Source organism: Streptomyces sp. CA-146814, assembly GCF_050942385.1.
Taxonomy (GTDB): Bacteria; Actinomycetota; Actinomycetes; order Streptomycetales; family Streptomycetaceae; genus Streptomyces.
The window spans coordinates 4712931-4732235 of the sequence record NZ_CP192068.1 but is presented as its reverse complement, the minus strand read 5'-3'; the positions used below and the strand labels follow the sequence as shown (position 1 = coordinate 4732235).

General features: G+C 72.0%; 20 protein-coding genes. 15 read left to right on the top strand and 5 right to left on the bottom strand.

The features are described 5' to 3' along the window. Positions 1-55: 55 nt before the first annotated feature. The 5 genes from ACQP09_RS21190 to ACQP09_RS21170 all read left to right on the top strand — a co-directional run bounded on the left by ACQP09_RS21190 (position 56) and on the right by ACQP09_RS21170 (position 7101). Complete coding sequence (locus ACQP09_RS21190) at positions 56-1246, top strand: sensor histidine kinase (protein ID WP_433401956.1); 1191 nt, start codon at positions 56-58, stop codon at positions 1244-1246. Positions 1247-1410: 164 nt separating this feature from the next. Further along, positions 1411-2802 (top strand): sensor histidine kinase, encoded by a 1392-nt coding sequence (locus ACQP09_RS21185; protein ID WP_433401954.1) that lies wholly within the window; start codon positions 1411-1413, stop codon positions 2800-2802. Positions 2803-3063: 261 nt separating this feature from the next. After that, the gene (locus ACQP09_RS21180) at positions 3064-3723 is read left to right on the top strand and encodes a LuxR C-terminal-related transcriptional regulator (protein ID WP_404065511.1); all 660 of its coding nucleotides are present in this window, start codon (positions 3064-3066) and stop codon (positions 3721-3723) included. Between the two features lie 350 nt (positions 3724-4073). Beyond that, the gene (locus ACQP09_RS21175; protein WP_433401952.1) at positions 4074-6035 is read left to right on the top strand and encodes a 2-oxoacid:acceptor oxidoreductase subunit alpha; all 1962 of its coding nucleotides are present in this window, start codon (positions 4074-4076) and stop codon (positions 6033-6035) included. Further along, positions 6028-7101 (top strand): 2-oxoacid:ferredoxin oxidoreductase subunit beta, encoded by a 1074-nt coding sequence (locus tag ACQP09_RS21170; RefSeq protein WP_433401950.1) that lies wholly within the window; start codon positions 6028-6030, stop codon positions 7099-7101. Before ACQP09_RS21175 ends, ACQP09_RS21170 begins: the two co-directional genes overlap by 8 nt. 111 nt (positions 7102-7212) lie before the next feature. On the opposite strand, the gene ACQP09_RS21165 is transcribed toward ACQP09_RS21170, so the two are convergent. Next, on the bottom strand, positions 7213-7635 hold the full coding sequence (locus ACQP09_RS21165; protein ID WP_433401948.1) for a winged helix-turn-helix transcriptional regulator: 423 nt from the start codon (positions 7633-7635) through the stop codon (positions 7213-7215). 93 nt (positions 7636-7728) lie between these two features. On the opposite strand from ACQP09_RS21165, the gene ACQP09_RS21160 reads away from it, so the two are divergent. The 3 genes from ACQP09_RS21160 to ACQP09_RS21150 all read left to right on the top strand — a co-directional run bounded on the left by ACQP09_RS21160 (position 7729) and on the right by ACQP09_RS21150 (position 10252). Continuing rightward, a complete protein-coding gene (locus tag ACQP09_RS21160) occupies positions 7729-8589 on the top strand; it encodes an SDR family oxidoreductase (RefSeq protein ID WP_433401946.1) in 861 nt (286 codons plus the stop codon). 154 nt (positions 8590-8743) lie between these two features. Further along, on the top strand, positions 8744-9718 hold the full coding sequence (rarD, locus tag ACQP09_RS21155; RefSeq protein WP_433401944.1) for an EamA family transporter RarD: 975 nt from the start codon (positions 8744-8746) through the stop codon (positions 9716-9718). Positions 9719-9784: 66 nt separating this feature from the next. Then, positions 9785-10252: a hypothetical protein gene (locus ACQP09_RS21150; RefSeq protein WP_433401942.1), complete on the top strand. Its 468-nt coding sequence runs from the start codon at positions 9785-9787 to the stop codon at positions 10250-10252. Between the two features lie 13 nt (positions 10253-10265). Here the strand turns inward: ACQP09_RS21150 and ACQP09_RS21145 are convergent, their stop codons facing one another. Continuing rightward, entirely contained in the window at positions 10266-10655 is a 390-nt protein-coding gene (locus ACQP09_RS21145; protein WP_433401941.1) for an SRPBCC family protein, read from the bottom strand. A gap of 68 nt (positions 10656-10723) precedes the next feature. Continuing rightward, positions 10724-11299 (bottom strand): CGNR zinc finger domain-containing protein, encoded by a 576-nt coding sequence (locus ACQP09_RS21140; protein ID WP_433406697.1) that lies wholly within the window; start codon positions 11297-11299, stop codon positions 10724-10726. A gap of 82 nt (positions 11300-11381) precedes the next feature. On the opposite strand from ACQP09_RS21140, the gene ACQP09_RS21135 reads away from it, so the two are divergent. The 7 genes from ACQP09_RS21135 (at position 11382) to ACQP09_RS21105 (ending at position 15700) form a co-directional block, all read left to right on the top strand. Beyond that, positions 11382-11837, top strand: coding sequence for a VOC family protein (locus tag ACQP09_RS21135; protein WP_433401939.1), 456 nt, complete (start codon positions 11382-11384; stop codon positions 11835-11837). 50 nt (positions 11838-11887) lie between these two features. Next, complete coding sequence (locus ACQP09_RS21130; RefSeq protein ID WP_433401937.1) at positions 11888-12277, top strand: VOC family protein; 390 nt, start codon at positions 11888-11890, stop codon at positions 12275-12277. Positions 12278-12555: 278 nt separating this feature from the next. After that, positions 12556-13044 (top strand): hypothetical protein, encoded by a 489-nt coding sequence (locus ACQP09_RS21125; RefSeq protein ID WP_433401935.1) that lies wholly within the window; start codon positions 12556-12558, stop codon positions 13042-13044. A gap of 43 nt (positions 13045-13087) precedes the next feature. Beyond that, the gene (locus ACQP09_RS21120; protein WP_433401933.1) at positions 13088-13315 is read left to right on the top strand and encodes a DUF397 domain-containing protein; all 228 of its coding nucleotides are present in this window, start codon (positions 13088-13090) and stop codon (positions 13313-13315) included. Between the two features lie 77 nt (positions 13316-13392). After that, entirely contained in the window at positions 13393-13866 is a 474-nt protein-coding gene (locus ACQP09_RS21115; RefSeq protein ID WP_433401931.1) for a hypothetical protein, read from the top strand. 75 nt (positions 13867-13941) lie between these two features. Continuing rightward, on the top strand, positions 13942-14748 hold the full coding sequence (locus tag ACQP09_RS21110) for an HAD family hydrolase (RefSeq protein WP_433406695.1): 807 nt from the start codon (positions 13942-13944) through the stop codon (positions 14746-14748). A gap of 49 nt (positions 14749-14797) precedes the next feature. Continuing rightward, the gene (locus tag ACQP09_RS21105; RefSeq protein WP_433401929.1) at positions 14798-15700 is read left to right on the top strand and encodes a DUF4240 domain-containing protein; all 903 of its coding nucleotides are present in this window, start codon (positions 14798-14800) and stop codon (positions 15698-15700) included. A 7-nt stretch (positions 15701-15707) separates the two neighbouring features. Here ACQP09_RS21105 and ACQP09_RS21100 read toward each other — a convergent pair whose 3' ends face one another. After that, on the bottom strand, positions 15708-17801 hold the full coding sequence (locus ACQP09_RS21100) for a SpoIIE family protein phosphatase (protein WP_433401927.1): 2094 nt from the start codon (positions 17799-17801) through the stop codon (positions 15708-15710). A 205-nt stretch (positions 17802-18006) separates the two neighbouring features. Beyond that, positions 18007-19092: a barstar family protein gene (locus ACQP09_RS21095; RefSeq protein ID WP_433401925.1), complete on the bottom strand. Its 1086-nt coding sequence runs from the start codon at positions 19090-19092 to the stop codon at positions 18007-18009. Between the last annotated feature and the right edge of the window lie 213 nt (positions 19093-19305).

The following is a 19305-nucleotide window of genomic DNA, read 5'->3' as shown; positions in this document are numbered from 1 at the left end:
CACGCCACCTACGAGCCCCATGGCGTGCGCGAACACGGCCCGGCAGGCTGGTTCCATGACCATGAGCCCTTCCGCACCTGACCCCGACCGGCCGCCGCCCGCCCGCCTCGCCCTCGACCGGTGGACCTGGCGGGAGATCGCGCACCTGCTGGTCAATCTGCCGATGGCCGTCGCCGGATTCGTCTACGCGCTGCTCGTGATCGCCGTCGGTGTGGGCCTCTCCGTCACCGTGGTCGGACTGCCGGTGCTCGTCAGCGGGTTGTGGGGCGCGCGGTGGCTGGGCCGGGTGGAGCGGGGGCGGGCGCGGTCGATGCTCGGGGTGCGGATCGAGGAGCCGAGCCCGCTGGCGCTCGGGCGTCGGGACAAGGGGGTCTTCGCCTGGCTCTGGTCGGGGCTGAAGGATCCGGTGGGGTGGCGTTCGCTGCTCCACGCGTTCATCCGACTGCCGTGGGGCGTCCTGACGTTCGCGGTGACGCTGGTGAGCCTGATCGTCCTGTGGCCGGTGCTCCCGTTCATCGCGCGCGGGCTGACGGCGGTCGACCGGGCGATGGTGCGGTGGTTGTTGTCGCCCTCCGACGAGCTGGAGCGGCGGATCGCGGAGCTGGAGTCGGACCGGGGCGTGGTCGTGGACACGGCCGCCGCCGATCTGCGCCGGATCGAGCGTGACCTCCACGACGGTGCGCAGGCCCGGCTGGTGGCCCTCGCGATGGGGCTGGGGCTGGCGAAGGAGAAGCTGACGGACGATCCGGAGGCGGCCGCGCGGATGGTGGAGGAGGCCCACGGCGAAGTGAAGGTCGCTCTGCAGGAGTTGCGTGACCTCGCCCGGGGTATTCATCCCGCTGTCCTCACCGACCGCGGTCTCGACGCGGCCCTCTCCGCCGTCGCCTCCCGCTGCACCGTCCCCGTCAGGGTTTCGGTGGATCTGCCGGGGCGTCCGGCGGAGGCGATCGAGGGCATCGCCTACTTCACCGTGTCGGAGCTCCTCCAGAACGTCAGCAAGCACAGCGGTGCCCGGTCCGCCTCCGTCGAGGTGTGGCGGGCGGGGGACCGGTTGCTGATCCAGGTCACGGACGACGGTTCCGGCGGCGCGCGGATGGACGGCGGTACGGGCATGGCGGGCCTGGCCGAGCGGCTGGGCGCGGTGGACGGGCTGTTCGCCCTGGACTCCCCGGTGGGCGGGCCGACGGCGGTCACCGCCGAGCTGCCCTGGCGCGACCGGGCCCCGGCGGGCAGCCGGTCCTCCTGAGCCTTCCGGGCGCGTACGGGGGTGGGGAAAACCCCCGTACGGATACGGAGACCGGCCACATGGTGCCGGAGAGAGCGGCCGAGCACCCTTGAAGGAGCAGGCACCACAGCGCTCGACGACTCGGCAGAAGAGCTCGACAGAAGAGACGGAAACGGACGGCACTCATGGTCACGGCATACGGACCCGACACCCGGGACCACAAGGCACCGGGCGCGCGCGGCCACACAGGCCAGGGCGTCGGACCTCAGGGGCAAGCCCCGGGGCAGGTCCCGGTGAAGCACTTCCTCCCGGCGGCGCTGCGCGCGCCGCTGGAGGCCCGCAGCTGGCGCGAGCTCCTCTATGTCGTGCTGAGCCTGCCGCTGAGCACGGCGATCTTCGTCTTCGCGATCACCATGACGTCGGTCGGCGCCGGCCTGCTCGTCACCTTCATCGGTATTCCGCTGCTGGCCGTCGGCCTGGCCGCCTGCCGGGGGTTCGGGGTGCTGGAGCGGGCCCGGGCTCGCGGGCTGCTGAAGCTGGACGTGGCGGAGCCGGTGCGGGTGCGCGGGAAGAGCGGCGGCCCGATGTCATGGGTGGGCGCGGTTCTGAAGAGCGGCGTCTCCTGGCGTCACCTTCTTTACGCGCTGCTGCACTTCCCGTGGGCCGTGTTCACGTTCTGCGTGTCGGTGACGTTCTGGTCGTACGGCCTGGCGGCGCTGACGTATCCGCTGTGGCAGTGGGTCTTCCCGGTCTTCGTGGGGGCCGACGGCATCCAGCTGTACGGGGACCGCACCCACGCGTACTACCTGGACTCGCCCGTTGAGCTGGCGGCGACGAGCGCGGTGGGCCTGGTGCTGGTGCTGGTGTCGCCGTGGATCGTGCGGGGGCTGGTCTCGGTGGACCGGCTGATGGTGTCCGGCCTGCTGGGCCCGTCGGCGCTCTCCGCCCGGGTCACCGAGCTGGAGTCGGACCGGGGCGTGGTCGTGGACACGGCCGCCGCCGACCTGCGCCGGATAGAGCGGGATCTCCACGACGGCGCGCAGGCCCGGCTCGTGGCCCTGGCCATGGACCTGGGGCTGGCGAAGGAGAAGTTCACGGATGACCCGGAGGCGGCCGCGCGGATGGTGGACGAGGCCCATGGCGAGGTGAAGGTGGCGTTGCAGGAGCTGCGTGACCTCGCCCGGGGCATCCATCCCGCCGTCCTCACCGACCGCGGTCTCGACGCGGCTCTCTCCGCCATCGCCTCCCGCTGCACCGTCCCCGTCACGGTCGAGGTGGACCTGGACGCCCGGCCCGCGCAGGCCATCGAGGGCATCGCGTATTTCACCGTGTCGGAGCTGCTGCAGAACGTCAGCAAGCACGCGCGGGCGACCCGGGCCACGGTCGATGTGTGGCGGACGTCCGACCGGCTGATGCTCCAGGTCACGGACGACGGGCGGGGCGGCGCGTCCGCCTCGGCCGGCAGCGGCCTGGCCGGGCTGACGGGGCGGCTGGACGCGGTGGACGGCGTCCTGGTGGTGAACTCACCGCCCGACGGCCCGACGACGATCACCGCGGAGCTCCCCTGGCGCGGCTGACCCCGACGGCCCGCCGCCCCGGCCGCCTCGCCGCGCGGCCCGGCCGCCTTACCGCCCGCCCCGCCGCCCGGCCCCGCCGCCTCGCCGCCCGCCCGGCCCCCGGCCCGACGGCCCGCCGCCCGGCCCCGCCCCCGCTGTGGCCGGCAGGTTATCCACAGGGGGTCCATCCGTGGGGCGGGCCTGGGATGCTGGAGGTGTCGGGCGCAGGGCGCACAGCAGACCAGCGGGGGACAGAGCAACGTGGAGCACGTGGAGAACAGAGTGCGGGTGGTCATCGCCGAGGATTCGGTCCTGCTGCGGGAAGGGCTCACCCGTCTGCTCACCGATCTCGGGCATGACGTGGTCGCGGGGGTGGGCGACGCCGAGGCGCTGCTGAAGACCGTGGCGGACCTCGGGGCGGAGCAGGCGCTGCCCGATGTGGTGGTGGCCGATGTGCGGATGCCGCCGACCCACACCGACGAGGGCGTACGGGCGGCGGTGCGGCTGCGGAGGGAGTATCCGGGGATAGGGGTGCTGGTCCTCTCGCAGTACGTGGAGGAGCAGTACGCCACCGAGCTGCTGGCGGGCAGCAGCCGGGGCGTGGGGTATCTGCTCAAGGACCGGGTGGCCGAGGTCCGCGAGTTCGTCGACGCGGTCGTACGGGTGGCGGGTGGCGGGACGGCGCTGGACCCGGAGGTGGTGGCGCAGCTGCTGGGCCGCAGCCGTAAGCAGGACGTGCTGACGGGGCTGACGCCGCGCGAGCGGGAGGTCCTGGGACTGATGGCCGAGGGGAGGACGAACTCGGCGATCGCCCGGCAGCTCGTGGTGAGCGACGGGGCGGTGGAGAAGCACGTCAGCAACATCTTCCAGAAGCTCGGGCTCTCCCCCAGCGACGGGGACCACCGGCGCGTCCTCGCCGTACTGACCTACCTGAACTCCTAGCGATCTGACACCCTGTCAGTTGGCGGCCTGAGCCGCCGATGGGCGCCCGATGAGCACCCGGCGTGCACCCTATGGATCTCCGCGGGAAGTGTCCGGCGATCGCCCGCCGGGCAGTCCTGGGCGGAAGGGCCTAGCACCGAAGACCTACGAGCAGAGCACTTCCATCCAACGGTCATCCAGCGATCGGAGGGCTTGAGAAAGATGGCAAAACGGGCTAAAAGGGTGTCTCAAAACAGTGTCCACCATATGATCGGCCCCTGGAGGGCGAACCGCACGGACGTAGGGTTGCCTCTGGGACCGCCGGCTGGCCGGACGGTTCCGAACCGCCGCCCCAAGGGAGGTCCAGTTCAGTGACGAGCCAGGTCAGTAGCGCGGAGAAGGCCGATGAGGCCAACGACGCCGTCCTCGGGGGCCAGCGCGCCCCCTTGTCAGGAACGACGGGAACCACCGGCGGCGACGGGAAAGAGGTCCGCCGCCTGGACCGGGTGATCATCCGCTTCGCGGGCGACTCGGGTGACGGGATGCAGCTCACGGGCGACCGGTTCACCTCGGAGACGGCATCGTTCGGGAACGATCTCTCCACCCTGCCGAACTTCCCGGCCGAGATCCGGGCCCCCGCAGGCACTCTGCCCGGGGTTTCTTCCTTCCAGCTCCACTTTGCCGATCATGACATCCTCACCCCCGGCGACGCTCCCAACGTCCTGGTCGCGATGAACCCCGCCGCCCTGAAGGCGAACATCGACGACGTGCCGCGCGGCGCCGAGATCATTGTGAACACCGACGAGTTCACCAAGCGCCCGATGGCGAAGGTCGGATATGCGACCAGTCCGCTGGAGGACGGGTCGCTGGAGGCGTACAACGTCCACCCGGTGCCGCTGACGACGCTGACGATCGAGGCGCTGAAGGAGTTCGGGCTCTCCCGCAAGGAGGCCGAGCGGTCGAAGAACATGTTCGCGCTCGGGCTGCTGTCGTGGATGTACCACCGGCCGACCGAGGGGACGGAGACGTTCCTGCGGCAGAAGTTCGCGAAGAAGCCGGAGATCGCCGAGGCGAACGTGGCCGCCTTCCGGGCGGGGTGGAATTTCGGCGAGACCACCGAGGACTTCGCGGTCTCCTACGAGGTCGCTCCGGCCGCGCAGGCCTTCCCGACCGGCACCTACCGCAACATCTCGGGGAACCTGGCCCTCTCCTACGGCCTGATCGCCGCCGGGCAGCTGGCGGACCTGCCGCTCTACCTGGGCTCGTACCCGATCACCCCGGCCTCGGACATCCTGCACGAGCTGTCCAAGCACAAGAACTTCGGCGTGCGCACGTTCCAGGCGGAGGACGAGATCGCCGGGATCGGGGCGGCGCTCGGTGCGGCGTTCGGCGGGGCGCTCGGCGTGACCACGACGTCGGGGCCGGGTGTGGCGCTGAAGTCGGAGACCATCGGGCTCGCGGTCTCGCTGGAGCTGCCGCTGCTGATCATCGACATCCAGCGCGGCGGGCCCTCCACCGGGCTGCCGACCAAGACCGAGCAGGCCGACCTGCTCCAGGCGATGTACGGGAGGAACGGCGAGGCCCCGGTGCCGATCGTGGCCCCGCGGACCCCGGCCGACTGCTTCGACGCCGCGATCGAGGCGGCCCGGATCGCGCTGACGTACCGGACCCCGGTGTTCCTGCTCTCCGACGGCTATCTGGCCAACGGTTCCGAGCCGTGGCGCATCCCGGAGACCGACAGCCTGCCCGACCTCACCACACCGTTCGCCACCGGCCCGAACCACACCCTGGCCGACGGCACCGAGGTCTTCTGGCCCTACAAGCGCGACCCGCAGACCCTGGCCCGCCCCTGGGCCGTCCCCGGCACACCCGGTCTCGAACACCGCATCGGCGGCATCGAGAAGCAGGACGGCACCGGCAACATCTCCTACGACCCCGCCAACCACGACCTGATGGTCCGCACCCGCCAGGCGAAGGTCGACAACATCGACGTTCCCGACCTCACCGTCGACGACCCCGCCGGAGCGGCGACACTGGTGCTCGGCTGGGGCTCGACGTACGGGCCGATCACCGCCGCCGTCCGCCGGCTCCGCGCCGCCGGGCAGCCCATCGCCCAGGCCCACCTCAGACACCTCAACCCCTTCCCGAGGAACCTCGGCGAGGTGCTGAAGAGTTACGACAAGGTCGTCGTCCCGGAGATGAACCTCGGACAGCTCGCGATGCTGCTGCGGGCGAAGTATCTGGTGGACGCGCACAGCTACAACCAGGTCAACGGCATGCCGTTCAAGGCCGAGCAGCTCGCCACAGCTCTCAAGGAGGCCATCGATGCCTGACACCCGGGAACTGCTCCACAACGAGCTGTTGCAGCTGGTGCCCAAGGCCGAGGCGAAACAGTCCATGAAGGACTTCAAATCCGACCAGGAAGTGCGCTGGTGCCCGGGGTGCGGCGACTACGCCGTCCTCGCCGCGGTCCAGGGCTTCATGCCGGAGCTGAGCCTCGCGAAGGAGAACATCGCCTTCGTCTCCGGCATCGGCTGCTCCTCCCGCTTCCCGTACTACATGAACACGTACGGGATGCACTCCATCCACGGCCGCGCCCCGTCCATCGCGACCGGCCTCGCCACCTCCCGCCGCGACCTCTCCGTATGGGTCGTCACCGGTGACGGCGACGCGCTCTCCATCGGCGGCAACCACCTCATCCACGCGCTGCGCCGCAACGTCAACCTCAAGATCCTGCTCTTCAACAACCGGATCTACGGGCTGACCAAGGGCCAGTACAGCCCCACCTCCGAGGTCGGCAAGATCACCAAGTCGACGCCGATGGGTTCGCTCGACGCGCCCTTCAACCCGGTGTCCCTCGCCATCGGCGCGGAGGCCTCGTTCGTGGCGCGCACGGTCGACTCCGACCGCAAGCACCTCACCGGCGTGCTGCGCGCGGCGGCCGAGCACCCGGGCACGGCGCTCGTGGAGATCTACCAGAACTGCAACATCTTCAACGACGGCGCGTTCGAGGTCCTCAAGGACAAGGAGCAGGCCGCCGAGGCCGTCATCCGCCTGGAACACGGAGAGCCGATCCTCTTCGGGGCCGACGGCTCCAAGGGTGTCGTCCGCAACCAGGCCACCGGTGATCTGGAGGTCGTCGCCGTCACCGACGAGAACCGCTCGCAGGTCCTCGTCCACGACGCCCACGCCGACTCCCCGACCACGGCGTTCGCGCTTTCCCGCCTCGCCGACGCCGACACCCTGCACCACACGCCCATCGGGGTGCTGCGCAGCGTCCAGCGGCCGGTCTACGACACGCTCATGTCCGACCAGGTGGACGCCGCCGTGGAGCGCGACGGCAAGGGCGACCTCGGCGCGCTGCTCGCGGGGGCCGACACCTGGACCGTCGTCGGCTGAGAAGCACCAGCGGTACGGCAGCGGCCCGGGCCCGATCCCCAGACCAGGACACGACCTGGACGACCTAAAGAATCAGGCCCGGGCCTCGTCGTACGCCGAGGACGCTGCGGGTCAGGCCCGGGCCTCGTCGTACGCCGCGCGGGCCGCCTGTACCGCGTCCACCTGGCGTTCGGTCCAGCGGGCGAGGGCCCACACCTGTTCGGCGGCCTCGGTGCCGAGCGGCGTGAGCGAGTAGTCCACGCGAGGCGGGATCACCGGCTTCGCGTCCCGGTGGACGAAGCCGTCGCGCTCCAGCGTCTGGAGGGTCTGGGCGAGCATCTTCTCGCTGACCCCGCCGATCGTGCGGCGCAGCTCGCTGAAGCGGTACGAACGCTCCAGCAGGGCCGCCAGGACGAGGACGCCCCAGCGGCTCGTCACATGCTCCAGCACGAGCCGGGACGGACACATCGGCTGGTTGACGTCCTGAACGGGCTTCGGCAGACCCGCCAGACCGACCGGAGCCACACTCCCCGCGCTTCCATCACTCACTCCCATGCCAGTACCTTACTTCAAAGTGGGTACTTTCCATTAGTTAGCGCTCCGCCTACGCTCGGTCGGGAACGACATCACCCACCGCAGGAGCCCCCCATGAGCATCGTCGTCACCGGAGCCACCGGAGAACTCGGCCGCCTCGTCATCGATGGACTGCTGGCCACCGTCCCGGCCGGCGACGTCGTCGCGGTCGTCCGCAACAAGGAGAAGGCCGCCGCGCTCGCCGCGCGGGGCATCGAGCTCCGGATCGCCGACTACGACCGCCCCGGGACACTGGCCGACGCCTTCCGGACCGGCGACCGGGTGCTGCTGATCTCCGGCAGCGAGGTCGGCAAGCGGGTCGCGCAGCACGCCGCGCTCATCGAGGCGGCCAAGGCGGCGGGCGTGGCGCAGCTCGCGTACACCGGCATCCTCGGCGGACCGGACGCGGACTTCGCGCTGGCCGACGAGCACAAGGCGACCGAGCGGCTGATCCTGGACTCCGGGCTGCCGTACACGTTCCTGCGCAACGGCTGGTACACGGAGAACTACACCGCCAACCTCGCCCCCGTCCTGGAGCACGGCGCGGTCGTCGCCAACGCGGGCGAGGGCCGGATCGCCTCCGCCTCGCGCGCCGACTTCGCGGCCGCCGCCGCGGCCGTGCTGACCGGCGAGGGCCACCTCGGCCAGGCCTACGAGCTGAGCGGCGACACCGCCTGGTCGCTCGCCGAGTACGCGGCGCTGCTGTCCGAGGTGACCGGCAAGGAGATCGCGTACAAGAACGTCCCGGCGGCCGTGCACCAGGAGATCCTGGTCGGCGCGGGCCTGCCCAAGGGGTTCGCCGCGATCCTCACCGACGTGGACGAGGCCATCGAACGCGGACGGCTCGCGGGGACGAGCGGCGACCTGGCCCGGCTGATCGGCCGCCCGACCACCCCGCTGGCCACGACCGTACGAGCGGCGCTCGCCACCGCCTGACCCCCACCGCCGCCCCTCCCGAGCCCGGCATGAGCGCCGACCAGGAGCGCCTGTCATGAGTGTTTACCTGAAACGGCTATGACACGAGGCCCTTCCGGCGTTACCGTCATCCCGTCGGGCAGACGCGCCGACGCAGGTAGTCCGGGAGGGGCCCGTGAAGGGGAAGAACGAACAGCGGGCCGGCCTGCTGTACGGAGTCGGCGCGTACGGGATGTGGGGCATCGTCCCCCTCTTCTGGCCGCTCCTGAAGCCGTCCGGGGCGGTCGAGATCCTCGCGCACCGGATGGTCTGGTCGCTGGCCGTCGTCGGGATCGCGCTGCTCGTGGTCCGGCGCTGGGCCTGGATCGGCGAGCTGGTCCGCGACCGGCGCAAGCTGGGTCTCGTATCGGTGGCAGCGGCGACCATCACCGTCAACTGGGGCCTCTACATCTGGGCCGTCAACAACGGCCAGGTCGTCGAGGCCTCGCTCGGCTACTTCATCAATCCGCTGGTCACCATCGCCATGGGCGTCCTCCTGCTCGGCGAGCGGCTGCGGCCGGCCCAGTGGATGGCGGTCGCCACCGGCCTGGCCGCCGTACTCGTCCTGGCGATCGGGTACGGGCGGCCGCCGTGGATCTCGCTGGTGCTGGCGTTCTCCTTCGCCACGTACGGCCTGATCAAGAAGAAGGTCAACATGGGCGGTCTGGAGTCGCTGGCCGCCGAGACCGCCGTCCTCTTCCTGCCCGCGCTCGGCTTCCTGCTCTGGCTGACGGCCACCGGCGCGTCCACGTTCACGGCCGGGGACGCGGGGCTGGGCCACGGGGCGCTGCTCGCCGCGACGGGCATCGTCACGGCGGTCCCGCTGATCTGCTTCGGCGCGGCGGCGATCCGGGTGCCGCTCTCGACGCTGGGGCTGCTCCAGTACCTGGCACCGGTCTTCCAGTTCGTGCTGGGCATCGTCTACTTCCACGAGGAGATGCCGCCCGAGCGGTGGGCCGGCTTCGCGCTGGTCTGGCTGGCCCTCTCCGTCCTGACCTGGGACGCCCTGCGCAACGCGCGCCGCAACCGGATCCTGGCCACCCAGCTCCTGGCCACCGCGGCGGCGGCCCCGGCGCCCACCGAGCCTCCCGCCCAGCAGAAGGTCACCTAGGACCTCTCGTTCCACCCGGCATCCGGCACGGTGGACGCGGTGCGATAAGGCTGATTGAGTGCCCGGATGGGGACTGTCCTGGGCGGGATGAGGAACGTGCGGTGGCACGAGCTGCAACATGCGTACGGCTCCGCGTCCCAGGTTCCCGGGATGCTGTCGCGGATCGCCTGGGGTGACGGCCCGACCGCCGGGGACGCGCTGAGCGACCTGGACCGGTGGATCGGCGCACCGGCCGTGTTCGATGCGACCGTGGCCGCGGTGCCGTTCCTGTGGGAGCTGGGGGCGACGGAGGCGGTCAAGAACCGGGCCGGTGTGCTGGACCTGCTCGCCACGATCCTCGCCGCGGACCACGCCGGGCGCCCGGAGTGGACCCGCGCCGCGCACGAGGCGGTGGCGGAGGGCCGTTCCACCGCGGCCCGGCTGGCCTCCGCGCCCGAGACGAAGGAGACGCCGGCCGTACGGGACGCCGCCGCGCGGTTGCTGGCCGCGCTGGACGGGCACAGTTGCGCGGCCTGCCGACCGCGTACGGACTGAAACCGCAGACCGGTTAGGACAGCTCCGCCGCCACCCGGTCCATCACGCTCTTCCAGTACGTACGCCGTTCCTCCCGCTCCTCCGCGCTCACCAGCCGTTCCTGGTGGAAGCGGAGCACCGACCGGTCGTCCGAGCTGCCCGGCGACACCGCGACCTGGACCGTCGACGTGCCGTACGTGAGGCGGACCCGGTCACCCGGGCGGTAGCTGCGGATCTCGCCTTCCGTGCCGCCGGCCGTACGGTACGCAGCGCCCTTCTCCGTCGGCAGCGGCCCCTCCACGCCGAGCCAGAGCGCGACGCCCTCCGGGCCGGTGATGAACTCCCACACAGCCTGCGGCGGTTGCCGGATCGTACGGGAGACACCGATCTCCCAGCCGGCGTCCTGAGTGAGTCCGGTAGGCATGGCACGCTCCTTCGATCGGTGGTCGGTGGTCGGTGGTCGGCAATCGGTGGCCGGTGGCCGGTCGGTGATCAGTCCGTGGTCAGCCGGGCGCGGTGGGCCCGGACCTTGTGGCGGTTTCCGCACCGCTCCATCGAGCACCAGCGCCGCCTGCCCGGCCGCGAGGTGTCGACGAACAGCAGGCGGCAGTCGTCGGCGCCGCACGTGCGGATCCGGTGCGCGTACGGCCCCGTGAACAGCTCGACGGCGTCCCGCGCCACGGTGGAGAGCAGCCCGGTCCCCGTCGCGCCCGCCGCCCACGCGCGCGTCCCCTCGGCGGTCAGCCGGGCCGTCAGCGGCGGGTGCGCCGCCGCGTCGTTCACCGCGGCGAGGTCGTCCGGCCCCGGCTTCAGCGCGGACACATGGGCCTCCGCCAGCCGCCAGAGCGCGTCGCGCAGTCGGCGCGCGTCCACCACCTCGGCCGGGTCCACGGTGAGGCCGAGCCCACCGGGCAGCCGGCTCTCGTCCGCCCAGCGCACCAGGTCCTCGGCCCCGTGCAGCACCTCGAAGTACGCGAGGCGCCCGGGCCCACCGGTCGGCAGGAGCTCCAGACACAGCGCGCCCGGGTCGAACCGGAACGAGCTGCCGTCCGGATGCCCCAGCAGCATCCCCGAAGGCGCGGTCCGTCCCGCACCCACTCCCGGCGTGTCCATTGCGCTCGCACTCATGTAACCACTATAAACGGTTTCCATGACTCGCACACTGTCCTGGAAGCTCGTCATCGACAGCGCCGACCCGCACCCGCAGGCCGGATTCTGGGCCGAGGCCCTCGGCTATCTGATCGAGGACAACAGCGTCCTGGTCGAGCAGCTGCTCGCCGCCGGAGCCGTCCCCGACTCCATCACCACCCACGCCCACGGCCGCCGCGCCTGGCGCGACCTCGCGGCGGTCCGGCACCCTGACGATCCGTACGACGAGAAGAGCGGTACGGGGCTGGGGCGGCGGCTGCTGTTCCAGCGCGTCCCGGAGCCGAAGTCGGTGAAGAACCGCCTCCACATCGACGTCCACGCGAGCCCCGGTGAGCGCGACGCGCAGGCGGAGCGGCTGGTGGCGCTGGGCGCGCGCATCCTGCACGCGGTCGACGAGCCGGGCGGGAGCTGGCTCGTACTCTCAGATCCTGAGGGCAACGAGTTCTGCGTGAACTGACGGCGCACGAGGACCGCCACTCCCCCGCCGACCAACGGAAAAGGAACCCCATGAAGATCCACCTGACCAGCGTCTTCGTCGACGACCAGGAGAAGGCCCTCCGCTTCTACACGGACGTCCTCGGCTTCGTGAAGAAGCACGACGTGCCGCTCGGCGGCCCGGACCGCTGGCTGACCGTCGTCTCCCCGGAGAACCCCGACGGCACCGAACTCCTCCTGGAACCGGACCGCCACCGCGCGGTCGGCCCCTACAAGACGGCCCTGTTCGCGGACGGCATCCCGGCCGCAGCCTTCGCCGTGGACGACGTGCGGGCGGAGTTCGACCGGCTGCGAGGCCTCGGCGTGCGGTTCACGCAGGAGCCGCTGGAGATGGGCCCGGTCACCACGGCGGTCCTGGACGACACCTGCGGCAACCTGATCCAGCTCGCACAGAACGGATAGCAACGGACGGCAACGGACAGGCCAGACGGGACGGGCAGGACAGGCAGGACGGGCAGGACGGGCAGAGGACAGGAATGCGGCGCCGGGTGCCGGTCGTAGAGGAGGCACGCCTCCTTCTCGCCGGTGGCCAAGGTGCGCATGACCGCGAGGCACGGCGGAAGTTCGGCGAACCGGAACTTGCGGCGTACGCCCTTGTCCGTGTCCTCGTCGGTCCAGAACATCCACAGGTCCCGCGCCGCCGACATCTTCGGCCTCTCCGCCTGAACGGCAACGCGCCGGTGCACCACCACGGTTACGCCTGGCTCGGGGAGAAGCGGACGTTCGACAAGGAGAGCATCCGCAGACCTCCGGGCCAGGCCCCGACGCCGACCAGCGACCCGGATGTGCACGACCGCCACCGGGAAGCGGTGACGGTGTTCCCCGCCTCCGACGTACCGCCGCTCCAGACCGCGCACTGGCTCAGGAAACCGGAGTCGACGGTCCGGGGCACATGGGACGAGCCGAAGGAGGCGGGTGCGTGGCTGGGGCTGCAACTCACTGAGTTCGCGCCCCGGTTCGCCTCCGCGCAGGACCGGGAGGCGACGCGGCTGGTCCTCCTCGTGGCGGCCGCCGTCGAACGGCTCGCGTGGGGCGGAGACGTGTCGCTCGGCCATTACCTGCGAAGCACGCTGTTCCACTCCGTCACCGTGGTGACCTGCTCGCCGAACCGGGGCTCGCCCGAACTGCCCTGCCCTGTACGGCGGACGGCGCGTTCATCACCGTCTTGATGGGTAGCAAGAGCGGAGAGCACCCTCCACGGAAGGGCACCCCGTGACGACCGAGACCAAGACCGTGACTCCGTGCTGGTTCACGTCCTCGTACAGCGACAACGGCGGCGCGTGCGTCGAGGTCGCCACCAACCTCGCCGCCCCGCACGGCATCGTGCCCGTCCGCGACTCCAAGAACGACACCGCCACGGGCCCGGTCCTCACCGTCCCGGCCGCCGCGTTCACGACGTTCGTCGCGGGCGTCCGCGCCGGCGAGTTCAACGCGATCTGAGCCGTTCACCTCACAGCACGGCGTAGTGACCGCAGGACGCAGGCCACAGGACGCAATCGACATCGACGGAGGCGCTGATGGAGGAGGCCGACCCGCTGCCGTACCTCGACGAGCACACCACCGTCATCGCCGCCGAGGCCGACGACGTGTGGCGTGGTCTCTGCGCGGCGCTGGAACGGTCCTTCTCGCGGGCTCCGGCCGCCGCCTACGCACGGCTGGTCCGGGCGGCCGACACCCGGCCGTCCGGGCCGCGCCCGCTCGCGGAGGGATCGGTGCTGCCGGGCTTCCGGGTGCGCGCCGCCTCTCTCGGGGAGCAGCTGATCCTCCACGGCCGCCACCGCTTCTCCTCGTACGCGCTGATCTTCCGGCTCGAACCTCTCGGACCGGGCCGCACACGGCTGCGCGCCGAGAGCCGGGCCGCGTTTCCCGGGGTGGCGGGAGGCGCGTACCGGCGGCTGGTGTTCGGGTCGGGCGGGCACGCGGTCGGGATGCGGCGGCTACTCGCCGGGATCCGCCGTACGAGCGAGGCTTCGGGCCGACCGCTCCCGTAACGCCCCCGCCCCTACCGGATCCTCACCTCCCGCGCAAGCGGCCATCCGGGCCCTTCTAGGCTGTGGCCCATGCCCATGCCCATGCCACCCGCCTATGCCCTCGTCGCCACCGACCTGGACGGCACGCTCCTGCGCCCGGACGACACCGTCAGCGCCCGTTCCCGCGCCGCGCTCGGCCTCGCCGTCTCCGCAGGCGCCCGGCACCTGATCGTCACCGGCCGGCCGGTCCCCGGGATACGGGCGCTGTTGGCGGACCTCGCGTACCGCGGGCTCGTCGTGTGCGGTCAAGGCACGCAGCTGTACGACGCCGACAGCGCGCGGCTGCTGCGCTCGGTGACCCTGGACCGGGAGGCCGCCGACACCGCGCTCGGAAAGATCGAGGCGGAGGTCGGTGCGGTGTTCGCGGCCGTGGACCAGGACGGCGTGGACGGCGTCACGCTGATCGAGAACGGCTACCGGATGCCGAACCCGACACTCCCCGCCCTCTGCGTGGACTCCCGGGACGCGCTGTGGGAGCGGCCGGTCATCAAGGTGCTGGTCCGCCACCCGGAGCTCGGCGACGACGCGCTGGCCGCCGCCGCGCGCGGGGCCGTGGGAGATCTGGCGAGCGTGAGCATGGCGGGGCCCGGCACGGTCGAGCTGGCTCCGTACGGCGTGGACAAGGGCACCGGCATCGCGGCGGCGGCCGAGCTGCTGGGGGTCGGCCCTGAGCGGACGGTGGCGTTCGGGGACATGCCCAACGACCTGCCGATGTTCCGCCGCTCGGGCCACCGGGTGGCCATGGGCAACGCACACCCGGAGCTGCGGGCGGCGGTGGACGAGGTGGCGCCGACCAACGCGGAGGACGGGGTGGCGGCGGTGCTGGAGCGGCTGTTCGGCTGAGCGGGCAAGGGGGAACGGGAGCGGACGGAAAAGCGGGAGGGGCGGGCCGATGACCGACGAGGAGTTCTGGAGCCTGATCGACCGGCTCGGCGGTGCGGCGAACTCACGCACCACTCGGAGGCTGGTGAGAGCCCTTGAACGTGCCGGTGTCGACGTCATCGAGGAGTTCGGGGACCGGCTGTCGGAGAAGGTGAGTGAGCTGAGCACGGCGCCTCTGGCGGGCGTGCCGGTCCTCGATCTCCATGATCCGCCCGGGTCACCGCTCGTCCCCGTGCCCGGCGATGCGCTGATCCATCTGCACCTCGCGGTCATCCCCGCCGGCCGGTCCGTCTTCGACGGTGTCCTACGCGACCCCGCGCGTATCGCGGCGCGGCCCTGGGACTTCAGCGAGTCGGACGAGCTGGCGGATGCCGCCGCCACCGCGTACACGAAGGTCACCGACCTCCCGTGGCCCGGCCCGGTACCCGGATTCTCGGACGCCGACGAGCGGAGTGCCGATGCGGACGGAGACGTTTCCTGGATCACCTTCACGCTGTACGGCGAGCCCACCGTGCCCGCCGCCTACGTCGACGCTGCGGGCGCGATCGTCGAATCCCTCGGGGACGACCCGGCGTGGACCGCTTGGTGGGCCGGTTTCTCGTCCGGCGTCCTGCACATCGACATCGAGTACACGCCCGGCGACGAGCGCGGCGGCGTGTCCAGCAGGAAGGGGCACGGGCGGGCCTCCTTCCGCAGGGACTCCCGGAAGTTCCGTGGGCTCACCCCGGGGAACCTCGCGCATCTTGCGTACGCCGATCTCGACCACGTAGGCGCGCAGGTGGCCGCCGCGCTCGGTCTGCCCGGGCCGCCGCCCACGCCGCGTCCGGCCGGTGCTGTCGCTCCGACCGAGCGCGCCGTCGCGTCCCGGGAGCGTCTGGCCGAGCTGCGAAGGCGGCACCGGGAGGGCCGGTGAAGGCCCGTCACTCCTTACCGCCGCCGCTCCCCGGAAGGTCCTGTTCCGTCCAGAGCACCTTGCCGTCCGGGCCGTGGCGGGCGCCCCAGTGGGCGGCTAGGCGGGAGACGATGAACAGGCCCCGGCCGCCCTCGTCGACCGTGCGGGCGTGGCGCAGGTGCGGTGAGGCCGTGGAGCCGTCGTGGACCTCGCAGGTGAGCGTGGTGTCCAGCAGGAGGCGGAGGCGGAGCGGCGGGGTGCCGTAGCGGACGGCGTTGGTGACCAGTTCGCTGACGATCAGCTCGGTCGAGTCGACGGTGTCCTCGTCGAGCCCCCAGCCCTGGAGCCGGTCGCGGACGAGCAGCCGGGCCGTGGCGGGGGTCGTGTGCTCCTGGGCCAGGTCCCAGGTGGCGACGCGGTGGTCGGAGACCGTACCGGTACGGGCCAGGAGCAGCGCCGCGCCGGCGGAGCGGGTGTCGTCGGGGAGCTCGTACACGATGTCGTCGCCGAGTTGCTGGAGGCTGCGGCCGGGGTGGGCCAGGGTGCGGGTGATGCGTTCCTCGGCGCGGGCGTCGGCGAGCAGTTCGGCCGTGCAGAACGCGAGGACGCTGCCCTCCTCCAGGGTGACGGTGGCGGGTGCGAAGAGGTCGCTGTCGGCGTCGAAGAGGCCGGGGCCTTCGGGAACGTCGAGCCGGACGACCCGGCCGTCGGGGCCGACGATCAGGGGTGCCGGGTGCCCGGCGCGGGCGACCGTACAGGTCCGGGTGAACGGGTCGTAGACCCCGTACACGCATCCCGCTCGCAGCGGTTCGCCCTGGAGCGAGTCGCTCGGCGGGAGGGCCGCGCGTTCGCCGGCCAGGCGGTCGGCGGTCTCCTTGAGGCGGGCCAGGACCTCCTCCGGCTCCAGGTCGAGACCGGCCAGCGCCTGGATGACCGTACGGAGCTGGCCCATCGCGATCGCCGTCTGGAGCCCTTCCCCGGCGACCCCGCCGACGACGAGTGCGGTACGGGCCCCGGAGAGCGCGATCGTGTCGAACCAGCAGCCGCTGTCCCGGCCGGGCAGCAGCACGTGCGCGGTCTCCACGGCGGCCTGGTGGCGTTCGGCCTGCGGGAGGAGGCGGCGCTGGACGGTGGAGGCGATGACGTGCTCGCGCTCGTACCGGCGGGCGTTGTCGATGGCGAGGGCGGCGCGGGTGGTCGCGGTGGCGGCGAGGGAGACGTCCTGCTCGTCGAAGGGTTCGGAGGCCCCGCACCGGTACAGGCTGACCAGCCCGAGGACGGCTCCCCGCAGGGTCAGGGGCACGACGATGAGGGAGTGCGCGCCGGTCTCCACGAGGACGCGGGACCCGTCGGGGTCGGCGTCCAGCCACGGGGTGCCGGCGGTGAGCGGTTCGAGGCGCGGGCGCAGGTCGGCGACGGCGCGTGCGTACGACGTACGGAGCGGGAGGCGGCGGATCCCGCCGGCCGGGCGTCCCGCCGCGTCGCCGCCGAGGGTCCCGCAGCGGCCGCTCGCCGCGCGGCGCAGCGGAGTGCCGGACGGGAGCGGGCCCACCGGCGGGTCGGCGCCGCGCAGGACCTCGTCCACCACCTCGATGACGGCGAGATCGGCGAACCGGGGCACCAGCGCGTCGATGAACGACCGGCAGGTGGTGGCCACGTCCAGCGAACCGCCGACCGCCTCCCGCACGGCGGCCAGCGCGGCTTCCCTGGCCCGGGCCCGCTCCCGCTCGGTGACGTCGACGACGGCGCTCAGGAGACCGAGGGCGGTATCGCCGGGGCCGTCCAGGCGGTAGGCGGAGACCAGGAAGATCCGGTCGCCGGGGATCTCGCGGAGCCGACCGCGTACGAGATGGTCGCGTGCGGGCCCCTCACCCGCGAGGACTCGTTTCAGCAGCTGCTCGGAGCCGTCCGGGTCGTCGAGCCGGAAGGCCTCGGTGAAGCGGCGGCCGATGTACTCCTCCGTGTCGATGCCCTCGACGAGGGAGTTGGTCCGGACGAGCCTGAGCTGCGGGTCGAGCACGAAGAGGCCGACGGCGGACTGGGTGAAGAGGGCCTTCAGCAGCGCATCGTCCAGGCCGCCCGGAGGGGTCCCGGCCCCGGCCGGGGTCTCGGCGTACGACACGGCTCCACCTGCCCCTCAGGCTCCGGCACACCGCTGCCCCGGAGCACCGGCACGTGCGGGACCAGCATCACCCGGCGGGGCGGGGGCGGCCACCGGGGGGCGGCGGCGGGCGGGGTGTGACGGGGCCCTGGCCGCCCGGGGAGGGGTGGCGGGGGTATGAGGGCTGGGTCGGTGCGGGGACGCAAGGGTGGCGAGCGGGGGCAGCTCACGCCAGGGTGACGTGCATGCCGCCCTGGGCCAGAGCATCGAGGACCATGCCGAACAGGTCGTAGGGCCGGCCGTCCGGTGTCAGGGCCTGGGAGAGGTGCTCACGGGCAGTCGCGGCTTCGCGCCAGAGCAGGGATGCGGGAGCGGTGTAGCCGAAGGCGCCGCCCAGGCAGTCGTCGAGGGCGGCTGGACAGCCGCCGAAATAGCCGCCCGGACCGTTAACCGCCTCGCCGAGCGCCAGGTAGAGGGCCGGTTCGTCGGTGACGTGTCGTCCGTCGAGTTCGTAGGCGTGACCGGCCGGGCGGTCACGACGGGTGCCTCGGCAGGCTCGCTCCCGGACGAGATCGAGCCAGGCATTGCGGAGCCTGGTATCGAGACCGCCCCAGACACCTTTGGTGTCCGGCGGGCCGGTGAACCACCGCTCCCAGATGGGCCGGGCGTATTCGGGAACGGGCGTGAAAGACCCTCCGTCGAGCTCCAGGTCGATCCGATCCGTCCCGTAGGAGGACGGCCGCCAGGCCCTGACTCTGGTCCGGAGCAGAAGCTCGGTGAGCGGCTCGCCACCGTCGTCCCGTATCTCCAGGGCTGCCTGCTCCAGTTCCAGCGCCCGCCGAGTGCCCTTGATCAGTGCCGCCCGCAGCTGATCGCCCTGGGCGAGCCCTCGCAGGACGAGCGGATGTGCCGACTGTTCGTCGGGCGGCAGCACGCGGACGAATTCCCGGCAGGCGCCCAACCAGCGGTGCCCGTCGTGCACGCGGACCCGGCCCCTGTGTGCCTCGGGTGGGCCTTCGTAGCCGTCCAGGCCGACGAGTACGAGACTGTCCGTCCCCGGGGACCGGCCCAGACCCTCCGCGTCCTCCACCAGCCAGGGACCGAGCGTCTCGTCGTCCGGCACCAGCCACACCCGGTCGCCGACCCAACCATGCACCTCGGTCCGCGGAACCCAGCCGAACAGCTTGTAGGTCCCCCGCTGAACCTCCCCGAACAGCCCTTCCACCTCGGCGCAGACGCCCCAGGCGTGCCCGTGCTCCTCCTCGGTCAGCGTGTACCGCGCGCGCCCTCGATGGCCCTCGTCCTCATGCATGGAGGGAATCATGCCGGAGCGTTTCCTCACAGCCTGCTCGTCCCTCTCCCCACGGTGCGCCCCTTCTCTCAACGGTTCGGCCGAGCTCAACGGTTCGGCCGAGCTCGGCGGTTCGGCCGAGCTCGGCCGTGGCCGACGTCGGCGTACGGTCGTCCGCCTCCGGAGAGTTCGCTCCTCGTCGACGCGGTGGGCGTCACGCTCGGTCCGGCGGCG